The 22723-nt window shown below is 41.2% G+C and carries 12 protein-coding genes and 1 pseudogene; 8 read left to right on the top strand and 5 right to left on the bottom strand.

The window, feature by feature from the left end:
• Positions 1-20 precede the first annotated feature (20 nt).
• From QJ048_RS17895 to QJ048_RS17885, 3 genes are all read right to left on the bottom strand, one after another.
• Positions 21-1445: an L-serine ammonia-lyase gene (locus QJ048_RS17895; RefSeq protein ID WP_282335776.1), complete on the bottom strand. Its 1425-nt coding sequence runs from the start codon at positions 1443-1445 to the stop codon at positions 21-23.
• 144 nt (positions 1446-1589) lie between these two features.
• Positions 1590-2075 carry an FKBP-type peptidyl-prolyl cis-trans isomerase gene (locus QJ048_RS17890; protein ID WP_282335775.1) on the bottom strand — a complete coding sequence of 162 codons (486 nt, stop codon included), beginning with the start codon at positions 2073-2075 and terminating at the stop codon, positions 1590-1592.
• Positions 2076-2360: 285 nt separating this feature from the next.
• On the bottom strand, positions 2361-2690 hold the full coding sequence (locus QJ048_RS17885) for a hypothetical protein (protein ID WP_282335774.1): 330 nt from the start codon (positions 2688-2690) through the stop codon (positions 2361-2363).
• Between the two features lie 255 nt (positions 2691-2945).
• On the opposite strand from QJ048_RS17885, the gene QJ048_RS17880 reads away from it, so the two are divergent.
• From QJ048_RS17880 to QJ048_RS17875, 3 genes and pseudogenes are all read left to right on the top strand, one after another.
• Positions 2946-3911 (top strand): hypothetical protein, encoded by a 966-nt coding sequence (locus QJ048_RS17880; protein ID WP_282335773.1) that lies wholly within the window; start codon positions 2946-2948, stop codon positions 3909-3911.
• A pseudogene (locus QJ048_RS23480) lies at positions 3911-3988 on the top strand (hypothetical protein); the annotation flags it as partial. The gene QJ048_RS17880 and the pseudogene QJ048_RS23480, both read left to right, overlap by 1 nt.
• A 41-nt stretch (positions 3989-4029) precedes the next feature.
• Complete coding sequence (locus QJ048_RS17875; RefSeq protein WP_282335772.1) at positions 4030-4425, top strand: cupin domain-containing protein; 396 nt, start codon at positions 4030-4032, stop codon at positions 4423-4425.
• Positions 4426-4702: 277 nt separating this feature from the next.
• Here QJ048_RS17875 and QJ048_RS17870 read toward each other — a convergent pair whose 3' ends face one another.
• Positions 4703-4903: a hypothetical protein gene (locus QJ048_RS17870; RefSeq protein WP_282335771.1), complete on the bottom strand. Its 201-nt coding sequence runs from the start codon at positions 4901-4903 to the stop codon at positions 4703-4705.
• 261 nt (positions 4904-5164) lie between these two features.
• Here QJ048_RS17870 and QJ048_RS17865 point away from each other — a divergent pair, with 261 nt between their 5' ends.
• From QJ048_RS17865 to dnaK, 5 genes are all read left to right on the top strand, one after another.
• The gene (locus tag QJ048_RS17865) at positions 5165-10234 is read left to right on the top strand and encodes a translocation/assembly module TamB domain-containing protein (RefSeq protein WP_282335770.1); all 5070 of its coding nucleotides are present in this window, start codon (positions 5165-5167) and stop codon (positions 10232-10234) included.
• 138 nt (positions 10235-10372) lie between these two features.
• Positions 10373-12676: a translocation and assembly module lipoprotein TamL gene (gene tamL / locus QJ048_RS17860; RefSeq protein ID WP_282335769.1), complete on the top strand. Its 2304-nt coding sequence runs from the start codon at positions 10373-10375 to the stop codon at positions 12674-12676.
• A 144-nt stretch (positions 12677-12820) separates the two neighbouring features.
• Positions 12821-13078: an AbrB/MazE/SpoVT family DNA-binding domain-containing protein gene (locus QJ048_RS17855; protein WP_282335768.1), complete on the top strand. Its 258-nt coding sequence runs from the start codon at positions 12821-12823 to the stop codon at positions 13076-13078.
• On the top strand, positions 13057-13377 hold the full coding sequence (locus tag QJ048_RS17850) for a type II toxin-antitoxin system PemK/MazF family toxin (RefSeq protein ID WP_282335767.1): 321 nt from the start codon (positions 13057-13059) through the stop codon (positions 13375-13377). Before QJ048_RS17855 ends, QJ048_RS17850 begins: the two co-directional genes overlap by 22 nt.
• 175 nt (positions 13378-13552) lie before the next feature.
• Complete coding sequence (gene dnaK / locus QJ048_RS17845; protein WP_282335766.1) at positions 13553-15460, top strand: molecular chaperone DnaK; 1908 nt, start codon at positions 13553-13555, stop codon at positions 15458-15460.
• Positions 15461-15717: 257 nt separating this feature from the next.
• Here the strand turns inward: dnaK and QJ048_RS17840 are convergent, their stop codons facing one another.
• Entirely contained in the window at positions 15718-22494 is a 6777-nt protein-coding gene (locus tag QJ048_RS17840; protein WP_282335765.1) for an Ig-like domain-containing protein, read from the bottom strand.
• Positions 22495-22723 lie beyond the last annotated feature (229 nt).

The following is a 22723-nucleotide window of genomic DNA, read 5'->3' as shown; positions in this document are numbered from 1 at the left end:
AAATTCCCACATTATGTATTTTAGCATTCACTCAAGCTCAACGGTATATGTACCGCCAGGCCGCCGTCAGCAGTTTCTTTGTATTTGCTGTCCATGTCGAGAGCGGTTTCCCACATGGTTTTTACAACAGTGTCGAGAGATACTTTTGCGAAGTCCGGGGCGCTTTGCAATGCCAGTGATGATGCTGTGATCGCTTTGATGGCGCCCATTGTATTTCTTTCAATGCATGGCACTTGCACAAGACCACCGATAGGATCACAGGTTAGTCCGAGGTGATGCTCCATGGCGATCTCTGCGGCCATCAATGCTTGTCGTTGTGTGCCACCGCGGCTTTCTGTAAGCGCAGCAGCAGCCATTGCAGATGAAACACCGATCTCCGCCTGGCATCCGCCCATTGCTGCAGAAATAGTAGCACCCTTCTTAAAGATGCTTCCCACTTCAGAAGCGGTTAACATAAACTGAATGATCTTATCGTCATTCAAAGCATTATCTGTAATAATAAAATATTGCAAAACGGCAGGAATAACGCCCGCTGCGCCGTTTGTAGGCGCTGTTACCACACGACCAAACGATGCGTTCTCTTCATTCACCGCGAGCGCAAAACAACTTACCCAATCAAGTATATACTTGAAATCATTTCCACCGGCGCGGATCGCTTCTACCCAACTTTCGTAATCGTTGTAAGGGCGGCCGGCAATCAGTTTTTTATTCAGATCAGCGGCTCTTCTTCTTACCAATAAACCACCGGGCAATATGCCCTGTTGGTGACAGCCACGATAAATGGATTCGCGCATGGCTTTCCATATTTGCAAAATGCCTTTGCGTGTTTCAGCTTCACTGCGCCATGCGTTTTCATTCTCCATTACTACTTCATGAATAGCAAGCCCGGTCTTCATGCACCAGTGCGACAAGTCTTCGCTTTTGTCGATAGGGAAAGGCAATTGAACGATGTCTTTTGAAGCGATCGATTCATTTTCCTTCACTACAAAACCCCCACCGATAGAGTAGTAGGTTTCGCAAATGTTATTGCCATCCTCAAACGTTGCGAGAAAACTTAAAGCGTTTGGGTGATAGGGAAGCGACTCGTTAAAAAGAAATGTAAGATCATCAGCAACGATAAAATCGATTTTATGCGAACCATCGAGTGTTAAGCTGCAATCATTTTTTATCGCGAGTATTTTGTTGTTGATCTCATTTACGTCAATCGTTACAGGATCCTCTCCGCAAAGTCCAAGCAATACTGCAACATCGGTTCCGTGGCCCTTGCCGGTCTTGGCAAGCGAGCCGTATAGCAATACTTTCAACGATTTTACCGTATCCAGTTTGCCCTGGTTTTTCAGTGATTGAAGGAATTGCAATGCAGCCTTCCATGGTCCTAAAGTATGCGAACTGGAAGGCCCCACGCCAATTTTAAATATGTCAAATACGGATATTGCCTCTCTCAATGTTTAATTTTTTTGCAAAATAAGAAAGTGTGATGAATACACATTTTTCAAATATACATACATTACAATAAAACAGGCAAACACCGGTATTTTGATCACAAAAAAGCCCCGCATTGCGGAGCGAAATCAATTAAAATAGAAAATCTATTGAACGTTTAATAATTCTATGTCGAAAACCAGGATTGAGTTTGCAGGTACCCTCACGTTGTTGCTTGCATCTAAAATGGGAGTGCAGCCATAGCCATAAGAAGATGGAAGAATAAGTTTTATTTTGCCACCTTTCTTAATAAGCGGTAAGCCAATCTGAAAGCCTGTAACAAGGCTGGTCACGGGCCATTCCTTATTTGACGCACTGTCGCAAACAACATTGCTAAGTAATTTGCCGATATAATTGATAGTTACTTTTGAAGTATTGCTGGGAGAAATTCCGGTGCCGGGAGTAATGATCTGGTAATAAATGCCTGAATTATCGCGACTCGCAGTAATGCCATTTTCAGAAATATATTTTAAAATGTCCGGTTCCTCTTTTGCAACAGGAACGGGATCACAGGATTTGCTTTTTTTCGAACAGCCGGTAGCAACTATCGTTAAAAGGGCCAGGATCGACAAACACAGAACAATTCTCTTCATTTATAGTAAGTATTGGAATAGGAAGATACAACAATATGACAAATGAGAGGGGAGGAAAGCTGCGCGTAGTTAATTGAAAATTGAAAGTTGAAGTGCAGGATGTGGCAATTTGAAAATTTGAAAATGATTTCTGTGCAATATTCCTTATGCGGTAGCTAAATTGCATAATGTGTAAAATTCAATATTTTAAAAATCCTTATTGGCATCGACGTGATGCGTAATCCTCACGCTGACGCAGCCGCTCATTTTCAAATTTTCAAATTGCCACATTTTGCATTCTCCTTTTCAATTTTCAATTTTTCGCTTCTCTTCTAAAGTTCTTTTCGCAATAAACTCCTTATACCTCTGCTCGTTCATATCCCACTGATGACGCTTGTAAAAAATAGCGATGAATGTAATGATGATGAGAAGTGCGATCACGAGTACCATCGGGTTAAATTCTGCCATGGCGGTCATTTGTGCTCTTTTGTACCAGCCCGACGAAAAGTTGATGGCGATGGGAACGGCAAATGCAAGTCCGATTGGTAAACCTATGTACCATTGCTTTGTTATCTTCCTTTCTTTATCCCTGTTTTTCTCCCAGTATTCTATGAATCGCAGCTCGTGATCAGTCATCGGATTTTTTTGCAAAGATACCTGGTGTTAAGTCAAAAGGAAAAAGGAAAAAGTCAAAAGCTCATTATACAGTCGAGCTAAGTTTGCATTGAACCCACTGTCCGGTTAAGCGGTCGTTTTTACTTTTGAATTTTTACTTTTTCCTTTTGACTTTGCCCCAGATGCAGCAAAATCAAGGATTTTCTTTTTATTGATCTGTTATAAATCAATCTCTTAACGTATTTTTACTTTAAATTGTACACAAAAGCCAATACTTTGAAACTAGACATATTATTTTCCCAATACTTGTACCAGCACAAAAAGCTGGTTTTGCCGGGCATCGGCACATTCACTCTTGATCCGGCGGCCGCTATCCCTGATGATACTGAAAAACAACGCAGTGCGGTTACTGGCATCACATACGATTCAAAATCGGCCCCTAAAATAGAAGAAGAACTGATTGAATTTATCCGCAGTCATACGGGCAAAATACGTCCGTTGGCCGTATCAGATATTGAGTCTTATATTTCTTTAAGTTCCCAATTACTCAATATTGGTAATCCGCTATACGTTGATGGCATCGGCACTTTGATAAAAGGGAAGGATGGCAGATTGAACTTCACTCCAGGCAGTTATGTCTCCGCCAAATTGGAGGATATTACAGTGATCAGAGAATCCACTGAGCCAAGAAGACACGAAGAAACGTTCTCCAGGCGTGAATCTTCCGGCAACAATGCCCGCCAGCTTTTGATAGGTGTTGCGGCTTTGATAACACTTGTTATTGTTGGTGGCGGCGCCTATTATTTGTATCAAAGCAACGCTCACAAAAAAGCTACAGAAACCGAAGTGTCAGATACGGTTGCAAATGCAGTGGTGACCGATCTGCCAAACAGGCAAAGCGGCAATGCTTACATGCCTGACAGCAACCTGATCGCAAGAGACAGTGCAGCAATGAAAAGAAAAGCTGATAGTTTAGCAGCTTTGCAAAATGGTTCACAACAGCTGGATTCAACAGGCAAAATGCCTTTAAAATATGTGCTTGAAGTGACTGCCAACAAATACAGGGCATTAAAAAGATTTACGCAGTTGAGGGAAAATGGAAACAAAGTACAAATGGACGTTGCACCGGATTCTTCCAGCTTCAAGCTATATTTTTTAATTCCTTCTGTGTACAGTGATACGACCCATATTAAAGATTCACTGACACGCTTTTTTCTCAACAAAGTGCGAATTGAAAAATAATGAGTAACAACCAGCTCAGGTCCGCCGCATATTGGATAGAAAAACTGCACCTGCAGGAACATATTGAAGGTGGTGCTTTCAAAGAAGTTTACAGATCGGAGATGGTATTCCTCAAACCGTGTTGTCAGAAGATTTTAAAGGAAATCGCAACGCAGGAACGAGTATATATTTTTTGTTACAACAGGGCCAGTTTTCAGCGTTGCATAAAATTGCATCAGATGAGATCTGGCATTTTTATTACGGCGATCCTCTTATTGTGTTTGAGATTACAACGACCGGTGAGTTGATCGAACATGAGCTGGGCGCTAACTTCGAAGCCGGTGAACGATTTCAATGTGTTGTAAAAGCAGGCAGCTGGTTTGGTGCAATGCCTGCAAAAGAAAGTTCTTATTCGTTAGTTGGCTGTACAGTGGCCCCAGGCTTCGATTTCGCCGATTTTGAATTAGCCCGAAAGGAGAGTTTGCTCCTCCAATATCCCCATTTAAGTAATGTGATCAGGATGCTTTGCAGATAATTAAGAATTAAGAATTAATGAGGTGTAGCATATGGACAGAAGGCAGCATTCCATTGGTCGATATTTACGATGTCATTATGTGCAATGAATGGCCCTCTATTAATTATTAATTGTTAATTATTAATTCGCCAGTTAGCGAGTTATACAATAAAAAAAGCCGATCAAACGACCGGCAATTTTTCAAGAATAGGTTAATGGAAAAATGGTTTTCGAAAAGTAATTTGAAGTAAGCCAGAGATAAGTTTTAGGAAGATCAAGGTATAATGGCAATGAGTATTTAAAATAGAACAACATCTTTATATGCCAGGTTATTACACTCCGGCAAATTCGGGTGTTTCAATTTTAATACCTCAAGCATTTTTGACTGCTCCTTCATTGGTCTCACTGTGGCTCGCTTCCCAGGATACATAATTACTTTCAGTACCGTATTACCTTTTGGAGGCAGGTAGTCGTTAATTTTAATGACGTTTGACTTCATGCCTTTTTAAGCTAAAATTCTATGCCCAAAAGCTGCCCTTGAAATGTGGCGTTACTGAGCATTATTTTCTACAAACAAATTTTACTCACGGGTAAAAAATCTTGTAACAACGGCAGAAACCTTTTGAGTAAATAATTGTAGAAATAAATGCACAGGTTTTTCCTGAGCTTATGCAACCATTTGCGAAAAGCTTTGTGTTTAGGCGGTCTGTTAATTGCTTTGTTTCAACAATAAAGAACTATTTTTTATAATAATATGGTTTTGAAGAAACTCAATTTTAATGCTGCTTTTATTAAAAAAACGATCCGTATTATTTTAAAAATAGTCGTAGGGCTTATACTCTTTTTTATTCTCATTGTAGTACTTATCCTCACACCTCCTGTTCAGCAATTCATTAAAGGGAAAGCAGAGACATATCTGCAGCAAAAATTAAAAACAAAGGTTACAGTTGGCCGTATTTTTATAGGATTGCCCAAAAGCGTGGTGCTGGAAAATATTTATCTTGAAGATCGCTCAAAAGATACTTTACTGTACGGAGGGAAAATAAGTGTAGACATAGCGTTGTTTAAATTACTCAAAAGCGACGTTGAGGTAAACAATATCGAACTGGACAACATTACCGCAAAAGTAAAACGCACACTGCCCGATACGACTTTCAATTTCCAGTTTATTATAAATGCGTTCGCCAGTAAAGATCCAGCGAAGCCAAAAGATACAACGTCATCTTCAATCAATATTTCCTTAAACAAAATTGCTCTCAATAAAATTCGCGTCGTGTATAAAGATGCGGTAACCGGCAATGATGTGGAGCTTTGGTTAAACCACTTCGATACGAAGATTGACAAATTTGATCTGGATAAAAAAGCCTTCGACATTCCCCGCATCAATCTTGATGGTTTATCCGGAAAAATTTATCAAAACAAACCGTTGGTGAAATCTGAGCCTTCGGAAAAAGACATTCAGGATGCACAGAAACCTTCCGCTATTTCTATTGCTTTAAAAAATATAGATCTCACGAAAATAAATGTTGATTTCAGAAATGATGTGTCAGCATTTTATACAAATCTTAATCTTACAAAACTCGGAGTAGGTGTAGAGAAAATTGATTTGCAAAAAAAGATCATCCAGTTAAAAGAAGTGACGCTTCAGCAGACAACTGCAGATATACGGTTAGGAAAGAAAGAAGAGGCAAAAGTGGTAGCGAAAGAGGCAAAACAGGAGGTAGTTGCCCAAAAGGAAGCAGGCTGGAATGTAAGCGTGGCGAACATTTCACTGGATCAAAACAATATTAAGTTTGACAACGATAATAGTCCTCATCAAAAATATGGCATGGACTACGGCCACATAAAAGCAGACTCACTCACGCTTCATGTGGATGACTTTGTGTACAACGATGATAAAATTGCCGGCACCGTTACGAAAGGAAGTGTGAAAGAACAAAGTGGTTTTGTGTTGCAGCAATTGCAAACAGAATTTTTATATGGTTCCAAAGAATCTCATCTCAAAGGTCTGTACCTTAAAACGCCGGGAACGGAACTTCGAAGAGAAGCTACTATATACTATTCATCAATCGATGCGCTGGCAAAAGACTTGAAAAATTTGCAACTCGAGCTAAACCTCCAAAACAGCCGTGTGCAGGTAAAAGATATTCTCACTTTTGTGCCGGATTTGCGTAAGCAGCCTGCATTTGCTGATCCTTCAAAAACATGGTTCCTAAACGGAATAGTAAGAGGAAAATTGTCAAGCCTCATCATTCCCAAATTGCAGGTGAGTGGTTTAAATGAAACATCTGTTGACGTAAGCGGCACATTAAAAGGTTTGCCTGATGTAAAAAAAATCGAAGCAAATCTTACCATCAATAAAATAGCAACCGGTAAAAAAGATCTTGATCTTTTTTTGCCACCGAATACTTTGCCTAAGAATATCACACTGCCTGACAAGATCGCATTGCAGGGAAAATTTTCCGGCGGCATGACCGCAGCAAACGCTGATCTGTTGCTAACTACCAATCTTGGTACAGCAAAAGTGAAAGGGAGCGGAAAAAATTTCACTGACAAAAATAAAACAGTGTATGATGTAGCGCTAGAAACAAGATCGCTTGATCTCGGCACTATTTTGCAGAATAAAGAAATGCTCGGCAAATTCACGCTCACAGCGAGTGCGAAAGGAAAAGGCTACAATCCGAAAACTGCAAACGCTGTAGTGAAAGGAACTTTGAAAAGTGGTGTAATAAAAAAGTATGAGTACAGAAACTTCAACTTCAACGCAGCGATTGCAGAGCAGTTGCTAAAGGCTGATGCCTCTATTCATGACCAAAATATTGACATCAGTTTAGAAGGTGAAGGAAATTTTGCGGCCAAAGATCCATCTGCAAAATTTCATATTATGGTTGACAGTGTGAAAACAGCGCAGTTGCATTTTACAACAGATTCAATTATTTACAGAGGCGAGATTACTGGCGATTTTCCAAGAGTAAACATTGATAGTTTGGAAGGCGAGGCTTCCATTGCAAAATCATTGCTCGTCCTGAACGGCAGGCGTGTGCAAATGGACAGCATTATTTTGGCTTCCGGAAAAACAGACAGCGGCCAGTTTATAACATTGCGCAGTGATATTGCAGATCTGCATTTGCGTGGACAATATTATTTATCCGAAGTAGCAACTGTTTTTCAGCAGGCCATTCAACCGTATTTTGCCATCATGCATGACACGGCGATGAAAAAACTGCGACCCTATGATTTTACTTTAACAGGCACGATAAGAAACAATAAAACATTACAGGCCTTCGAGCCGAATCTTAAGGACCTGAGCGACATAACTCTTCTTAGCCATTTCTCCGAACCTGAATGGAGAGTGCATATGGAAGCGCCGTCGATTATTTACTCAACGGATACAATTCAAAACTTTGTATTAAAAGCTGGGAATATTGACAGTGCCGCATTGGTAACGATTGGGGTGCAAAAAGTAATGATCGGTAAAAGCGTTTCCATGCATGGTATCACGATCAACAGTAAATTGGAGGACAATAAGATCAATGCAAGGATTGGTATAAAGGATAAAGTTGGAAAACAAAAATATTTCTTCGATCTCGACTTTCAGCAACCACAAAAAGATGATTATGTTTTTTCTTTGAGAAAAGATTCGCTGGTGCTGAATTACGCCAAATGGAACACGACTGACAGTAATCGTATTTCTTATGGCAAAACCGGCATTAATGTAAAAGATTTCGAACTAAGCAACGGTAACCAAAAGCTGAGTATCAAAAGCGAATCAGAGGAGAAAAATGCGCCGCTGCTGATTGATTTCAACAACTTCCGCATTGCCACCTTAACGGGCTTTGTACAGGCCGATTCTTTGTTTGCAGACGGTGTGTTAAATGGAAATTTGAAAGTGGATGACCTTACGGGAAAAATGAAATTTGCCAGCGATCTTACCATTACAGATTTCCAGATGCGCAAGGATACCATTGGTAACATCGCCATTAAAGTAAACAACACAACTGATGATGCTCTTGATGCAGATGTTGCGATAACTGGAAAGGGAAATGACGTTACGTTAAAAGGGCAATATTATTTGACGCCCGTCAACAACAATGACTTTCATTTTAACTTGTTGATGAACAAATTGCAACTCAACACTATAGAAGGTGCGACAATGGGAGCGATCAGCAAATCCTCCGGGACGTTGTCTGGGAAGTTCGATGTGTCCGGAACCGCCAGCCAGCCTGCTATTGACGGTGACCTGGTTTTTGATAAAGCTGCGTTCAACTTATCCATGTTGAATAACTATTTCATGATTCCGCAAGACACCGTAATGGTTGACAAAGAAGGAATTCATTTAGACACGTTTACTATACAGGATTCTGCAAGCAACAAATTTGTCATGGATGGCGATGCGCTTACTTCAAATCTGCGCAACTACAATTTTGATATGACAATCCGTTCGCGCAACTTCCGTGCGTTGAACACCACCAGGAAAGACAACAAGCTTTATTACGGGCAGGTTTATCTTACTACAAACCTGAATGTAAAAGGTACGGAGAGTTCGCCTAAGGTTGATGGAACACTTACTATCGACGACAAGACAAAGCTGACAGTTGTGCTTCCGCAAAACGAGCCGGGCGTTGAGAAAAGAGATGGTGTTGTGAATTTCATAGATATGGATGCTCCCGAGAGCGATTCTTTATTTATGCAAAAAATGGATACGCTGAACATGTCATCCCTGCGTGATTTTGATGTTAACGTAAATATCCAGATAAAGAAAGATGCTGAGCTAAGCCTGATCATTGACGAAGGCAACGGCGACTTCCTGAGTCTTAAAGGCGAAGCCACACTCAACGGAGGTATTGACAAAAGCGGAAAGATTACGCTTTCGGGTTCTTACGAATTGGATGCAGGCTCGTATGAGCTAACATTCAATATGATTCACCGCAAGTTTGATATACAGAAAGGCAGCCGTCTCACATGGACTGGTGAACCCACCAGCGCGGATGTGGACATTACCGCCTTATATGTATCCCGCGCTGCGCCTATTGATCTTGTTCAGCAGCAGATATCGGACATGGATTCCAGGCAGCAAGCTGTATACAGACAAAAGCTTCCCTTTAAGGTCTTATTGAACATGAAAGGAGAGTTGATGAAGCCATTGATCACTTTTGATATTCAATTGCCGGAAAACGACAACTATGGGGTTGGCAGAGATGTGATAACAACAGTTAACAACAAGCTGTTTATTTTGAGACAGGATCCTTCGGAAATAAATAAACAGGTTTTTGCATTGCTGTTGCTCAACAGGTTTGTACAGGATAATCCCTTTGAGTCCAGTGCCGGCGGCGTGACTGCTGAAGGTTTTGCAAGACAAAGTGTGAGTAAGTTGATTACGGATCAGTTGAATCAATTTGCCTCTGATCTTATAAATTTTGTTGACATCAATTTCGATGTGCAGTCGGAAGCGGATTATTCTACCGGAACCGAGCAACAGAAGACAGATTTGAATGTGAACGTGTCAAAGCGTTTGTTGAATGACCGGTTAGTAGTTTCTGTTGGCAGCAACTTCCAGCTGGAAGGTCCACAGGCAGCAACGCAAAATGCTGCGTCGATGCTTAGCAATATTTCAGCTGCATACAAACTAAGTAAAGACGGCAGGTACATGGTACGTGTGTACCAGCGAAGTGATTACCAGGGCGTGCTTGAGGGTTATGTAGTTGAGACGGGTGTTGGTTTTATCATCACAATTGATTACAATAATTTCAAAAATATTTTTAAAAAGAAAAAACAAAGGCAGGATGATTTGGAAAAGTCGACAAGGAAGAAAAAGAAAACGAGTAGTTAGGATGCTTTGCATCTTAGAGGCTGACATAGAAAAACAGAAGAACAGAGAAAGTTCGGATCTATAGAAGCGATGGCTATTTTCTGTTCCTCTGTTTTTCTGTGGCTAACTTTCTCAGTAAGCTGAGATAAAAAAAAGAACATGAAGTTTTTCTCATTATACATTATTCTATTTGGTGTTTTCATCATCTCATCATGCAGCAATACAAAGTATTTGCCGGAAGGTGAAGCTTTGTATACAGGCTCGAAGATAAAGGTGGTGGATTCTGTTTACTCGAAGAAAAAGAAAAAGGCAATTAAGGAGCAGGTTGAAGATCTTACAAGACCTAAGCCCAACAAAAAAATATTAGGACTGCGTGTAAAATTATACGCCTATAACATTGCCGGAAAAAATCGCACGAGCACCAAAGGGTTGTTTGGCTGGTTAAAGTTTAAGTTTGGCGAACCGCCAGTGTTGATGAGCAGTGTGAATCCAGGCATCAATGAACAAATACTGGCAAATCACCTACAGAACAAAGGTTTTTTCCAGGCAGCTGTAAAAGGCGACACTGTTATAAAAAGGAAAAAAGGGGAAGCTATTTATACAGTGGTTCCCAGTGTACAATACACGATCAACGAAGTCAAATTTGATCTTGATAGCAGCGATTTAAAAAAAGCAATCGCCCGCACTACGCGAAGGACTTTGCTACAAAAGGGAGACCCTTACGATCTGGATATAATAAAGGCAGAAAGGGAGCGCATTGATTCGCGTTTGAAGAACAGAGGCTTTTATTATTTTAACCAGGACTTTATCATCGTTGACGTCGATAGTACTATCGGCAAAAATCAGGTGAACATGTACGTGAGGGTGAAGAGTGGAACGCCTCCCGCAGCAAAAGATATTTACCGTATCAACGATATTTTCATCTATCCTGGTTATAGATTGAATAATGTAAATGCCGCCGATACTTCCACGAAGAATGCATTTTACTACAAAGGTTACTATGTGGTAGACAGAAAGCATTTGTACAAGCCGCAGATGTTTGAGAGAGCAATGCTTTTCAAAACCGATAGTGTTTATAATAGAAGAGCTCATAACCAAACACTGCAGCGATTAACAAGTCTTGGCCTGTTCAAATTTGTAAAGAATCGATTTGAAGATGTTCCAAATGTTGATTCGCCAAAGTTGAACACTTACTACTATCTGACTCCATATCCAAAGAAATCTGTCAATACAGAAATAGCAGGAACTACAAAATCAAACGATCTCACAGGTTCTCAAATTACCATTGCATGGAAAAACAGGAACACTTTTAAAGGAGGTGAACTGTTGACGATAAAAACATATGGTGGCTTTGAAATTCAATACGGCGGACAGTTTAACGGATACAATACGTTCCGGTATGGCATAGAAGGAACATTGTCCTTCCCGCAATTTATTGTGCCGGTATTCAAGCTGAACACCAGTGGTGGCTATGTGCCAAAAACAAATATTACACTGGGCTATGACTGGTTAAATAAACAAAAACAATACACTCTGAATTCGTTCCGTGTGGCTTACGGTTATGTTTGGAAAGAAACACTGGCAAAGGAGCACCAGCTCTATCCAATCAGTGTAAACTATGTACAGCCCATAAACGTAACTGATCAATATCGTGACAGTGCTAGCAGAAATGTAACCCTTCAAAAAGCAATAGAAAAGCAGTTTATTCTCGGTTCTACTTATTCTTACACTTATAATACTTTGCTGACGTCAAGGCGGAAGGACGGACTTTATTTCAGGGGCGGAGTTGATCTTTCAGGAAATATTGTTGGACTGTTTACAAAGAATGATGTAAAAAATGGCGACACTGCAAAAATCTTCAACGCACCGTTTTCACAGTACGCTCGTTTTGATGCGGATTTCAGGGTATATCATAAAATTGGAAAGACCACGATTTGGGCCAACCGCATATTTGCCGGGGTAGGGTTCCCTTATAAGAACTCCTATTCATTGCCTTATGTAAAACAATTTTTCGCTGGCGGTAATAACAGCTTGCGAGGATTCAGAAGCCGCTCCATCGGTCCGGGATCATATATTTATCCTGATACACTGACCGGTTTCTACCCAGATCAAAGTGGTGATATAAGACTGGAACTTAATACTGAACTGCGGGCCAAACTCTTCAGTATCGTGTACGGCGCGGTGTTTGTTGATGCGGGAAATATTTGGCTCTACAATGAAAATCCTGCCCAACCCGGCGGAAAGTTCACCAAGCATTTTTTAGATGATATTGCTGTGAATACCGGATTCGGTTTGCGGTTCGACGTGTCTATTCTCGTGTTGCGGCTTGACCTGGGTATTCCGCTTCGCAAGCCATGGTATCCCGAAGGGCACAAATGGGTGCTGGATCAGGTTGATCTGGGCAATTCGCAGTGGCGAAAAGACAATTTGGTACTGAATATCGCGATCGGGTATCCGTTTTAGGAGGTGAATAACTGAGTAACTGAAAGAAAGTCAATTAATTATAATAGCAATTCCTTAGTTTTGTGATGCAGCAACCCGGCTTCAAATTCATTTGGATGTTTTGATGAAATGTAATTACTTTGTAATTACTTAATTTTGTGAGTTATGCAAGTAGCTGTAGTTTCAATTGGAAATAGTAGAGGAATCAGGTTACCCAAAAAGGTACTTGAAAAATATAACATTACCGATTCGCTGGAAATAATTCTGGAAGATGAGCGCATTGTGCTAGTGCCACAAAAAACGCCTCGTGCTGGTTGGGGGAAATTTGCAAAAGAATTACATGAAAGCGGAGACGACCAATTGCTTATACCTGACGTTTTTGAAGACGAAAATTTCGATGAATGGCAAAGCAATATCAAGTAGTACTAGTAGACTTAGACCCAACAATGGGTAGTGAAATAAACAAAACCAGACCTTGTGTTATAATTTCGCCAGATGATTTAAATAACAATCTAAATACTGTTGTGGTGGCACCATTGACTTCTACCATTAAAGAAGTGCCATTTAGGGCGAAGGTTATCATTAATTACCAGCCTGGAAGTGTTGTTCTCGATCAAATAAGGGCAATAGATAAAAGGCGCATCAAAAAAATATATTCTACGCTTTCTCTCGGGGACATAGCGCTGATAAAGGGTATTATAAAGGAAATGTATGTTGACTGATTGCATTGGACGGGTATTAAGCTGACAATTTAAGAAGCTTCTCCGTTCCTTTATTCCCACTCTGACAACTCCCTCATTCCCAAACTGTCAATTTTTCACATACGCTGCCATTGGCATAAGGATTGCCAATTACTATGCGATATATTAAAACACAAACCTAAAAGGAATCAATTATATGGGAAAAATTATAGGTATTGACCTGGGAACCACGAATAGTTGCGTAGCTGTAATGGAAGGCAACGAACCGGTGGTGATTGCCAATGATGAAGGACGTCGCACAACGCCTTCCGTAGTGGCATTTTTGAAAAATGGTGAAAGAAAAGTGGGTGATCCTGCAAAACGTCAGGCCATCACTAACCCACAAAATACTATCAGTTCAGTGAAAAGGTTTATGGGTCGTCGTCACGACGAAGTGACCGAGGAAATAAGCCACTGGGCATATAAAGTAGCAAAAGGTGACAATAATACCGTTCGTATTGACATTGACGGACGCCTATATACTCCGCAGGAAATTTCTGCAATGGTTCTTCAGAAAATGAAGAAAACCGCTGAAGATTATCTGGGACAGGAAGTAAACGAAGCGGTTATTACCGTTCCGGCTTACTTTAACGACGCTCAGCGCCAGGCTACAAAAGAAGCAGGTGAAATTGCTGGTTTAAACGTACGCCGTATTGTAAACGAACCTACAGCCGCTGCGTTGGCGTATGGTTTGGATAAAAAACACGCTGATCAAAAGATCGCTGTATTTGATCTTGGTGGCGGTACATTCGATATCTCTGTATTAGAGCTGGGTGATGGTGTATTTGAAGTAAAATCTACCAATGGTGATACTCACTTAGGTGGTGATGACTTCGATAAAATCATCATGGACTGGTTAGCTGATGAGTTTAAAGCTGACGAAGCTGTTGATCTGCGCAAAGACCCTATGGCTTTGCAACGTTTGAAAGAAGCTGCTGAAAAAGCAAAGATCGAATTGTCTTCTTCAAGCGAAACAGAAATCAACCTTCCATATATCACAGCAGTTGACGGAGTGCCTAAACACCTTGTAAAAAAACTGACTCGTGCCAAATTTGAACAACTGGCAGACAGACTGTTTGAACGTTGTTTGAAACCTTGTGAATCTGCGTTGAAAGATGCTGGCTTGTCTGCATCTCAAATCGACGAAGTGATTCTGGTGGGTGGTTCTACACGTATTCCTAAAGTACAGGAAATGGTGGAAAAATTCTTCGGTAAAAAACCACATAAAGGTGTTAACCCTGATGAAGTGGTAGCTATCGGTGCTGCAATTCAAGGTGCTGTTTTGACCGGAGAAGTGAAAGATGTATTGTTGCTTGACGTTACTCCATTGAGCCTTGGTATTGAAACTATGGGCGGTGTAATGACAACAATGATCGGGTCCAACACAACGATCCCAACTAAGAAATCTGAAACATTCTCTACAGCCAGCGACAATCAACCAGGCGTACAGATACATGTATTGCAAGGTGAGCGTCCAATGGCAAATCAAAATAAGAGCTTAGGTATCTTCAACCTTGATGGTATTCCTCCGGCTCCAAGAGGCGTTCCTCAAATCGAAGTAATATTTGATATCGATGCTAACGGTATCTTACACGTTACTGCAAAAGATAAAGGAACTGGTAAAGAACAAAAGATCCGTATCGAAGCAGGTAGTGGTTTAAGCAAGGAAGAAATTGAAAAAATGAAAGCCGAAGCGAAAGCCAATGAAGCAACCGATAAAGAAGCAAAAGAAAAAGTTGAAAAGATCAACCAGGCAGATAGCTTAATATTCCAGACAGAAAAACAACTAAAAGAATATGGCGACAAAGTGCCTGCAGATAAAAAAGCGCCTATCGAATCAGCTTTAACCAAGTTGAAAGAAGCGCACAAAACTCAGGATATTGCTCAGATCGATACAGCAGTGAATGAACTGAACGCTGCATGGACAGCTGCAAGCGAAGAGATCTACAAAGCGACTCAAGCAGAAGGTGGTGCACAACCGCAAGACGGCGGTGCTCAGCAAGGAAACGGTCATCACGATGCAGGTGAAAACGTAACTGATGCAGAATTCGAAGAAGTGAAATAATCACGGATTACAGTAAAATACAAAGCCAGTCTGAGTTATCAGGCTGGCTTTTTTTGATAGAGAATAGCACGCAGATGACACGGATTAGACGGATTTACACAGATTTTTTTGATAATTAGACAGAGCCACGGAGTGTTAGCTTGAATCTGTCAAAGTCTTTGCAAATAAAAAAGCCAGCCTGATAATTCAAGCTGGCTTCATACTTGCAAAAAAAACTGTGTAAATCCGTCTAATCAGCGTCATCTGCGTTCTCACTTCTACCTCACCAACATCACCATGCCTTTTCTTACGATATCCCCGCAAATAGTTTTAGCGTGAATGATATACACGAATCCGCCTCCCGGTTCAGGTTGTCCTTTGAATGTTCCATCCCAGCAATCTGCAATGTTTGAAGTTGCCCACACTTTTGTGCCCCATCTATCATAAATACTAAAGTCGATCAGCTTGTTGTTTACGCCCCAATGTCGGATATTGAAGCAGTCGTTCTGACCGTCTCCATTTGGAGTGAATGCATTAGGCACAACGAAGAGGTTTTCTCCATCGTGTGTAACGTTCACCATTATACTATCGGTGTTTGAGCAGGTGTTTTTGTCGGTCACTTCTACATAAAATTCTGTGTTTTGGAGCACGCTCGCCACTGGACTGATGGCTGTCGGATCGTTGAGGTATTCAGCCGGCCACCATTTGTATTCTATACCTCCTGAAGCAGCAATGTTTGTGCTCGGGTTGATACAATCAATATCGTTTGATTTGCGCATACTGATCGTTGGCAATGGATTTACTTTTATGTGTGCCGTTAAAACATCTGTTACATTACAAACTTTATTGGTGATGGTAACTACGTAGTCAGTTGTTGCATTCGGGAACACTGTCGCTGCCGCATTATTTGTGTTCAAGATATTTGTCGCTGGCGTCCATTGATAAACATCACCGCCGCTTGCCGTTACGAGTAGCGAGTCATTAATACACAGAGCAGGATTTCCGGGATCAATTGCGAATACTGGTTTCGGCAAAACTTTTACTAAAACAGAATCCAGCTTACTACAATTGTTTGCGTCAGTAACCTGCACTTTATAATAAGTACTGTTGTTGGTTGTTGCAACCGGGTTGGCAATAAGCGCATTGCTCAGTCCCAATACCGGGTACCATTTGTAAGACACGCCACCTGAAGCTTTGAGTTGTGCGCTGCCGGGAATACAAATTGTGGTGTCATTACTTTTGACAATCGTTGGCAGCGGCAAAATATCTATGGTTACCTGCCCATTCGCAGCGCAACCCTCATTACTTGCTTTGACGGTATAGGTTGTTTTTGCGGCAGGCTTAGCTGTTGGATTTGCAATAGACGGGTTGTCAAGCGTCGTTGCAGGCGACCAGTCATATTTGTTTGTAGAGGTTGCCTGTGTTTTTAGAACGATGGATGAGCCAGAACATATTGCGGTATCCTTCGACATGGCTACAGTTGGCACTGCGACCACATTAACCGTTATAGAATCTTTATTCGAACAGTTATTGGCGTCGGTCACTTTTAAGTAATATTTAGTTGTGTCTGTGGGTGTGGCAATAGGATTCGAAATATTGATAGCTGACAGTGTAGGAGATGAAGACCACACATAGATTGTTCCTGTTGCAGAGGATGCATTTATTTGCGCAGCACTTCCGATACAAATGGTCGTGTTATCTGCAAGTGTTATTACCGGTAACTGTAGTATAGAAAGTGCTGTGGTGTCTTTGTTTGTACAATTGTTCCCATCAGTAACTGCTACAACATAATTTCCTCCTTGTTTGGCCCAAATTGTTTGCTGTGAAGAACCGTCTTGCCATAAATACTTTACGCCATTAGTGCCGGCGTCAAGCAAAAGCGAATCATTTTTACAAATAGATGCATTGCTTGCAAGGTTCACTACCGGAAGCTGCAATGTGCTAACTGTCAAAGAGTCTTTATTACTGCAGCCGTATCTGTCTGTAATGATAACTTTATAAAACCCAGCTTGCTTTACTTTGAAAGTATTTTTTAAAGAACCGTCCTGCCATGCATACTTCACTGCGTTTGTTCCCGCATCTAGCAACAACGAATCGTTTTTACAAATGGAAGTATCCTCGATCAAATCAATTAAAGGCAAAGCTCTTTCACTGATATAGCTGGTGTCTTTATTGATGCAGCCATTTGCATCGGTAACTTTTACAATGTAGTTGCCAACACTTTTTGCCCAGATGGTTTGCGTAGCGGCACCATTATCCCACGAATAGATAATCGCGTTCTTTCCTGCATCCAGTTGCAGTGAGTCATATTTACAGTAATAGCTGCTGTCTGGTAAGCCTATGTTTGGCAAAGCGAATATGCCAACGGCGACGGTATCTTTTTGAACACAACCAAATGCATCGGTAACTTTTACATTGTAGCTTCCCGCTGTTTTAGCCCAATAGACACTATCTATCTTTTTATCTTGCCATAAGAATTTAGCTCCAAGATTTTTCGGATCCAGCAACAACGAATCATTTTTACAAATGCTTGTATCAACGCCAAGATTAACAAGCGGAAGTTCTTTTATAGTAGTCGTGTAGTCGTCTTTTCCTTTACAACCATAGTAATCATATTCTACAGAGAAATTACCTGCGGTTTTAACAAAGATTGCTGAATCAGTAGCGCCATTACTCCACAGATATTTGCCGTATTTGAAGTTAGCCTGCAGTTTTAAGCTATCGCCGCGACACAGGAATGTGTCAAGCAGCGGTTGAACGTCAGGTGCTGCGAGTACAACTACAGACTTACAAAATGAAGTCTGCGTAGAAAGGCCCTCATCTACCGCAAGGTTAATATTGTATACGCCGGGAATAGAATAGGTAACTGATGGAGGATCTTTCAATGTTGAATTTGGGATACTTGAATTCGTGCAGCCGGGAAACCTCAGTCTTGTGATGGTGTTATTGTTTACATTCATCACAAACGAAAACAAATCTGATCCTACTCTGAATATTTTAGAAAGACAGTGCGGGAAATTTTGATTACCAACATTGGCAAAAGTTACAGCGGTAGGGTTGTTGTTGAGCAAACTTCCGCCAAAGTTGAGTTTGGTTAAAGTGCCGTCGGAAGAGTTACTTACAAATGCAACAATGCTGTCGCAAAAGTTCATCACATAAATATCCCATGGATTTTTGAATTGGCCGCCTACATTGCCCAGGTTATAACCAGTAGGTGTATTCAGTAACGAGCTTCCAAAATCAAGTCTTGTTATCGATTGGCTGTTAACGTTAGTCGCAAATACAAACCAGCGCCCATTGTCCTTTATTGCGTGCAAACCTGTTGGATTAGTCAATTGCCCTACATTACCAAGGTTTACACCTGTTGGTATATTGGAAAAACTGGTGCCAAAGTCGAGGCGGGTAATCGTGCTATTTGAAGTGTTGGCAGTCATTCCATACCAATGTCCATTGTCGTTAAACACAAATAGGTCGTGCGGATAATTAAGGCCGCCGATATTTCCCCAGTTAGTTCCTGTAGGAGCGTTGTTCGTGATGTTTGTACCGAGCTCAATTTTTGCAACAAAAGGTTGGAAGTTAAATGCGGGGTCACCACCAACTATTATCACGTACCACTTGTCTTCATTTTTTACAATTTGTACACCTTCCGTTGATGCGGAAGGAAGCACACCTCCTGGATTACCAAGATTGACTGCCGTAGGTGTATTGAGCAGACTGTTACCGAAGTCCAAACGAATAAGACTGGATGAGCTGTTATTGGTTACGAAGCCGTAATAATTGCCATTGTCTAAAACGTAATCGATATAAACCGGTCTGTTAAAAGAACCGCCGATAGTCCCCATATTATCTCCCAGTGGTGGTTGGCCAACATTGGCAACACAAAAGTTCCAGTAAAAAATTGACCCCAATGTAGAGGTGTTGGTGATGGTTACGGGAGTATTCACGCATACTGTGTCCGGTGCCGCAAAGCTCGCAACAACGCATTGGGTGAAAGTGATATTGATTGTATCTCTCGCAGGGCAAGGTGTATTTGTTGTAACCTCTACCCAGTAGTCGCCTGACTGGTTAACCGTAATTGTTGGTGTGGTTGCACCATTGCTCCATAGATAGCTTTTGGCATTTGGTCTTGTTCCATCGATTGTGTAGGTCTTGTCGCAAGTGGAAACATCGCTTCCAAGGAAGGCTGTTTCCGGAGCAACTACAACGATAGATTTACAAAAAGAACTTTGCGTTGGCAAACCCTCATCCATTAATAAATTGACGTTGTAAATGCCGGGTTTGGAATAGGTAATTGTAGGAGGAGTTTTCAATGGGGAATTAGGAATGTTAACGTCATTACTTCCTGCAAACTTCAAACGGCTAAGCGTGTTGTTTTGTACGTTTGGAATAAATGTGTAAAGATCAGAACCTTCACGGAACAGCCTTGACAAAGAGTGCGGAAACTGGAAATTGGCAATATTGCCCAATGAAGTGCCTGTTGGTACGTTCGTGATCAGGTCATTAAAGTCCAGTTTTGTAAGATCATTTGATGATGGGCGATTGGGATCCTTGCCGTTTGCCACAAACCCAATCAGCTGACCGCAAAAGCGCATGATGATCAGGTCTCTTGGTTGGTTCAATGCATTGCTTGGGTTGCCAAGGTTTACTGCTGTGGGTGTATTGTTTAATGAGTTGCCGAAATCAAGTCTCGTGATCGTTGAACTGGTAGCATTTGTTATGAACACATACCAGTTATTATTTTCGTGGATAGCATTAATACCTGTAGGGTAGTTTAGCAAGCCAAAACCTCCAAGATTGGTTGCCACCGGAGGATTACTAACATTGTTGCCGAAAGAAAACTTGGTAACGGTGTTGTTATCTGCATTTACGGTAAAGCCGTACCAATTTCCGTTTTCTTCAAACATGTTCAAATCGATTGGTTGTTCCATGCCTCCGAGGTTGCCCCAATTGGTTGCTGTAGGAGCGTTGTTGGCAATATTGGTCCCGAAATCTATCTTAACTATTCTGGCGCTGTTTCCCGCAATCGCACCGCCTCCCACGATAATTGCATACCATTTGCCATTATTTTTTACAACCTGTATGCCCTCCACACCAATGGGAGTGGGCAGCATTCCAAAATTGCCAAGATCCGTCGCGGCAGGTGTGTTAAGCATACTGTTACCAAAATCAAATCTTATAAGATGCCCGCCGACATAATTGGTTTGGAAGCCATAGTAGTTGCCGTTGTCTGAAACTACATCAATAAAGACGGGACTTGAAAGCATTCCTCCAATGTTGCCTATGTTTTGACCGATGGGCGTTTTGTTTATGTCAGCTACAGAAAAATTCCAATAAAATGAATTGCCGAGAACGGAAGTGTTGGTAATGTTTACAGGCGTGTTTACGCAAACAGTATCCGGTGCTGTGAAACTTGCAGATGGGGTACCACAGTCTTTTACTTCTACTAAAGTTTTTTCATTTACAGGCACTATTCCTGTAAATGAAATGTCGTCAATTGCAAAGTCATTGCCCTGAACTATATTGTTTTGATTTATCAAACTAATAACGGCAGTGGTGTTATTGCCAGAGTTCCAGGTTGTATAAAACTGTTGCCACAAACACGTTGTGGAGGATGCCTGGAAAACATTTCCAAGCTGAGTACCATTTATAGAAAACTGCAGCATTGCCGGATTGTTGGGGGAAATAGATTCGATCCAGGCTGAGAAGACATAATTGGTGTTCGGAGTTACTGTAATAGTCTGTTTCCAAACACCCACATTTACCGTGGGTGCGCCATTCACAAGCATCATATTTCCGCTTCCGCTCGTGTGGTCAAAACATTGAGCAGTGTGCGGATTCCAAACGTAGGAGTTTGACCCCACATAATATTCGCCTTCCGTAACATTGTTCGAGGTATAATGATAGGAAGATGTGAAACCTGTATTGCCTTGCGAGAAATCTCCATTTGCTATAAGATTGCTTCCTCCGCTGGTTGTTGACACATTGCTGCTACAACCGTTTGCATCTTTAATGTTTAAGAGCGTATAGTAAGTGTTGTTTTGAATAGTTTCCGGAACTGTAAAAGCTACGCCACTAATTACATTGGTTTGCGTGAAGGTTTGCGTGCCATTTGTATAGGTTATAGTATAAGGGGCCTGTCCTGCTAATGAAGTAAAGGTCAGTGACGGTTGAGCGTTTCTGCATGTAGGTGTTCCTGTTAGCGTACCTGAAAGAATAGGGCAGCAGGATTCTTGTTTAACATCAGCGCAATTTGGATTTGTATTGTTGATCGACGCATTGCCAGACAAAGTTCCGTTCCATTGTGTGTTCCCCTGCTTGTTCAAAAGATTGTCAAATGTATAGTAAGCTACGAGGCCCGTTTGGGTTGTTGGCGACGGCAGGCTACCGTTCATGTATGTTTGTATATCCGCCTGGGTTCTTGCCACTTTCCAAATACGCACTTCATTGATGTAGCCAATAAAATTTTCTCCTGGGTTATTACCATCCATATATCCAATCTGCGTCATTAGATCGTTTTGATATAGATTTCCGGTAGCAGCTACCGAGCTCATCAGTTGCCCGTTTCTATAAAATTTTAACGTAGCCCCATCATATACGAGTGCAACATGGTAGGTTTTGTTTAACTGGATGTCGCAGATCTGGGGTGTTGCAAAATAGCCATTGGTTGTGGTTATTTCGGCGGTGCTGGGCCGCAGAAGATAGTTCGTATTGTTAGGGCCGGTATGCTTTGAAACCACATCTCCGGCGTAGAATCTACCGCCGCTCCAAGGTGTGGTCCTGTTAATAAGTGCTTCTACAGTTACTGTATTTCCAGAAACGTCAATGTCTCCAAGTTTGACAAAAGAGGGTTCAGAGCCTATTTTCAACCAATTGTTGCAGGATATCGATGCAGGTGAGTTTTCGGTAGATGAGTTTTCTTTTAATCTGTTGTGTGTATTTGCAGCGTTCCTCTTCGCCAGCGATTTTCTGCCATCATTAGCAGAGCTCACAGAGACAAGAATACAGAAATATAAAAAACACAATAGGATAGGCTTAAGTTCTTTTTCTAACAACATAAGGGTTTACCGGGAGTTTAGAGTTATGCAAAAAAAATACTTTTTTCTGACGGTGGTAAATTTTCGTGTTATTAAGTTGTAAATGAATGACGCAACCAACGCCAAGTTCCTAAATGATTTATAACAAACGTTTTGCTTCAATTTGGAAACAAATAAAAAAAATGGCAAAAAATACGGCTACTGATGATAGTATTCCATAAAGTATTAGTTTTACCCCACTTATATTAAA

The organism is Pinibacter soli, from assembly GCF_029961145.1.
In the GTDB taxonomy this organism is placed as follows: Bacteria; Bacteroidota; Bacteroidia; order Chitinophagales; family Chitinophagaceae; genus Pinibacter; species Pinibacter soli.
The sequence above is the reverse complement of the archived record's forward strand: the minus strand, read 5'-3'. Positions and strand labels throughout refer to the sequence as shown.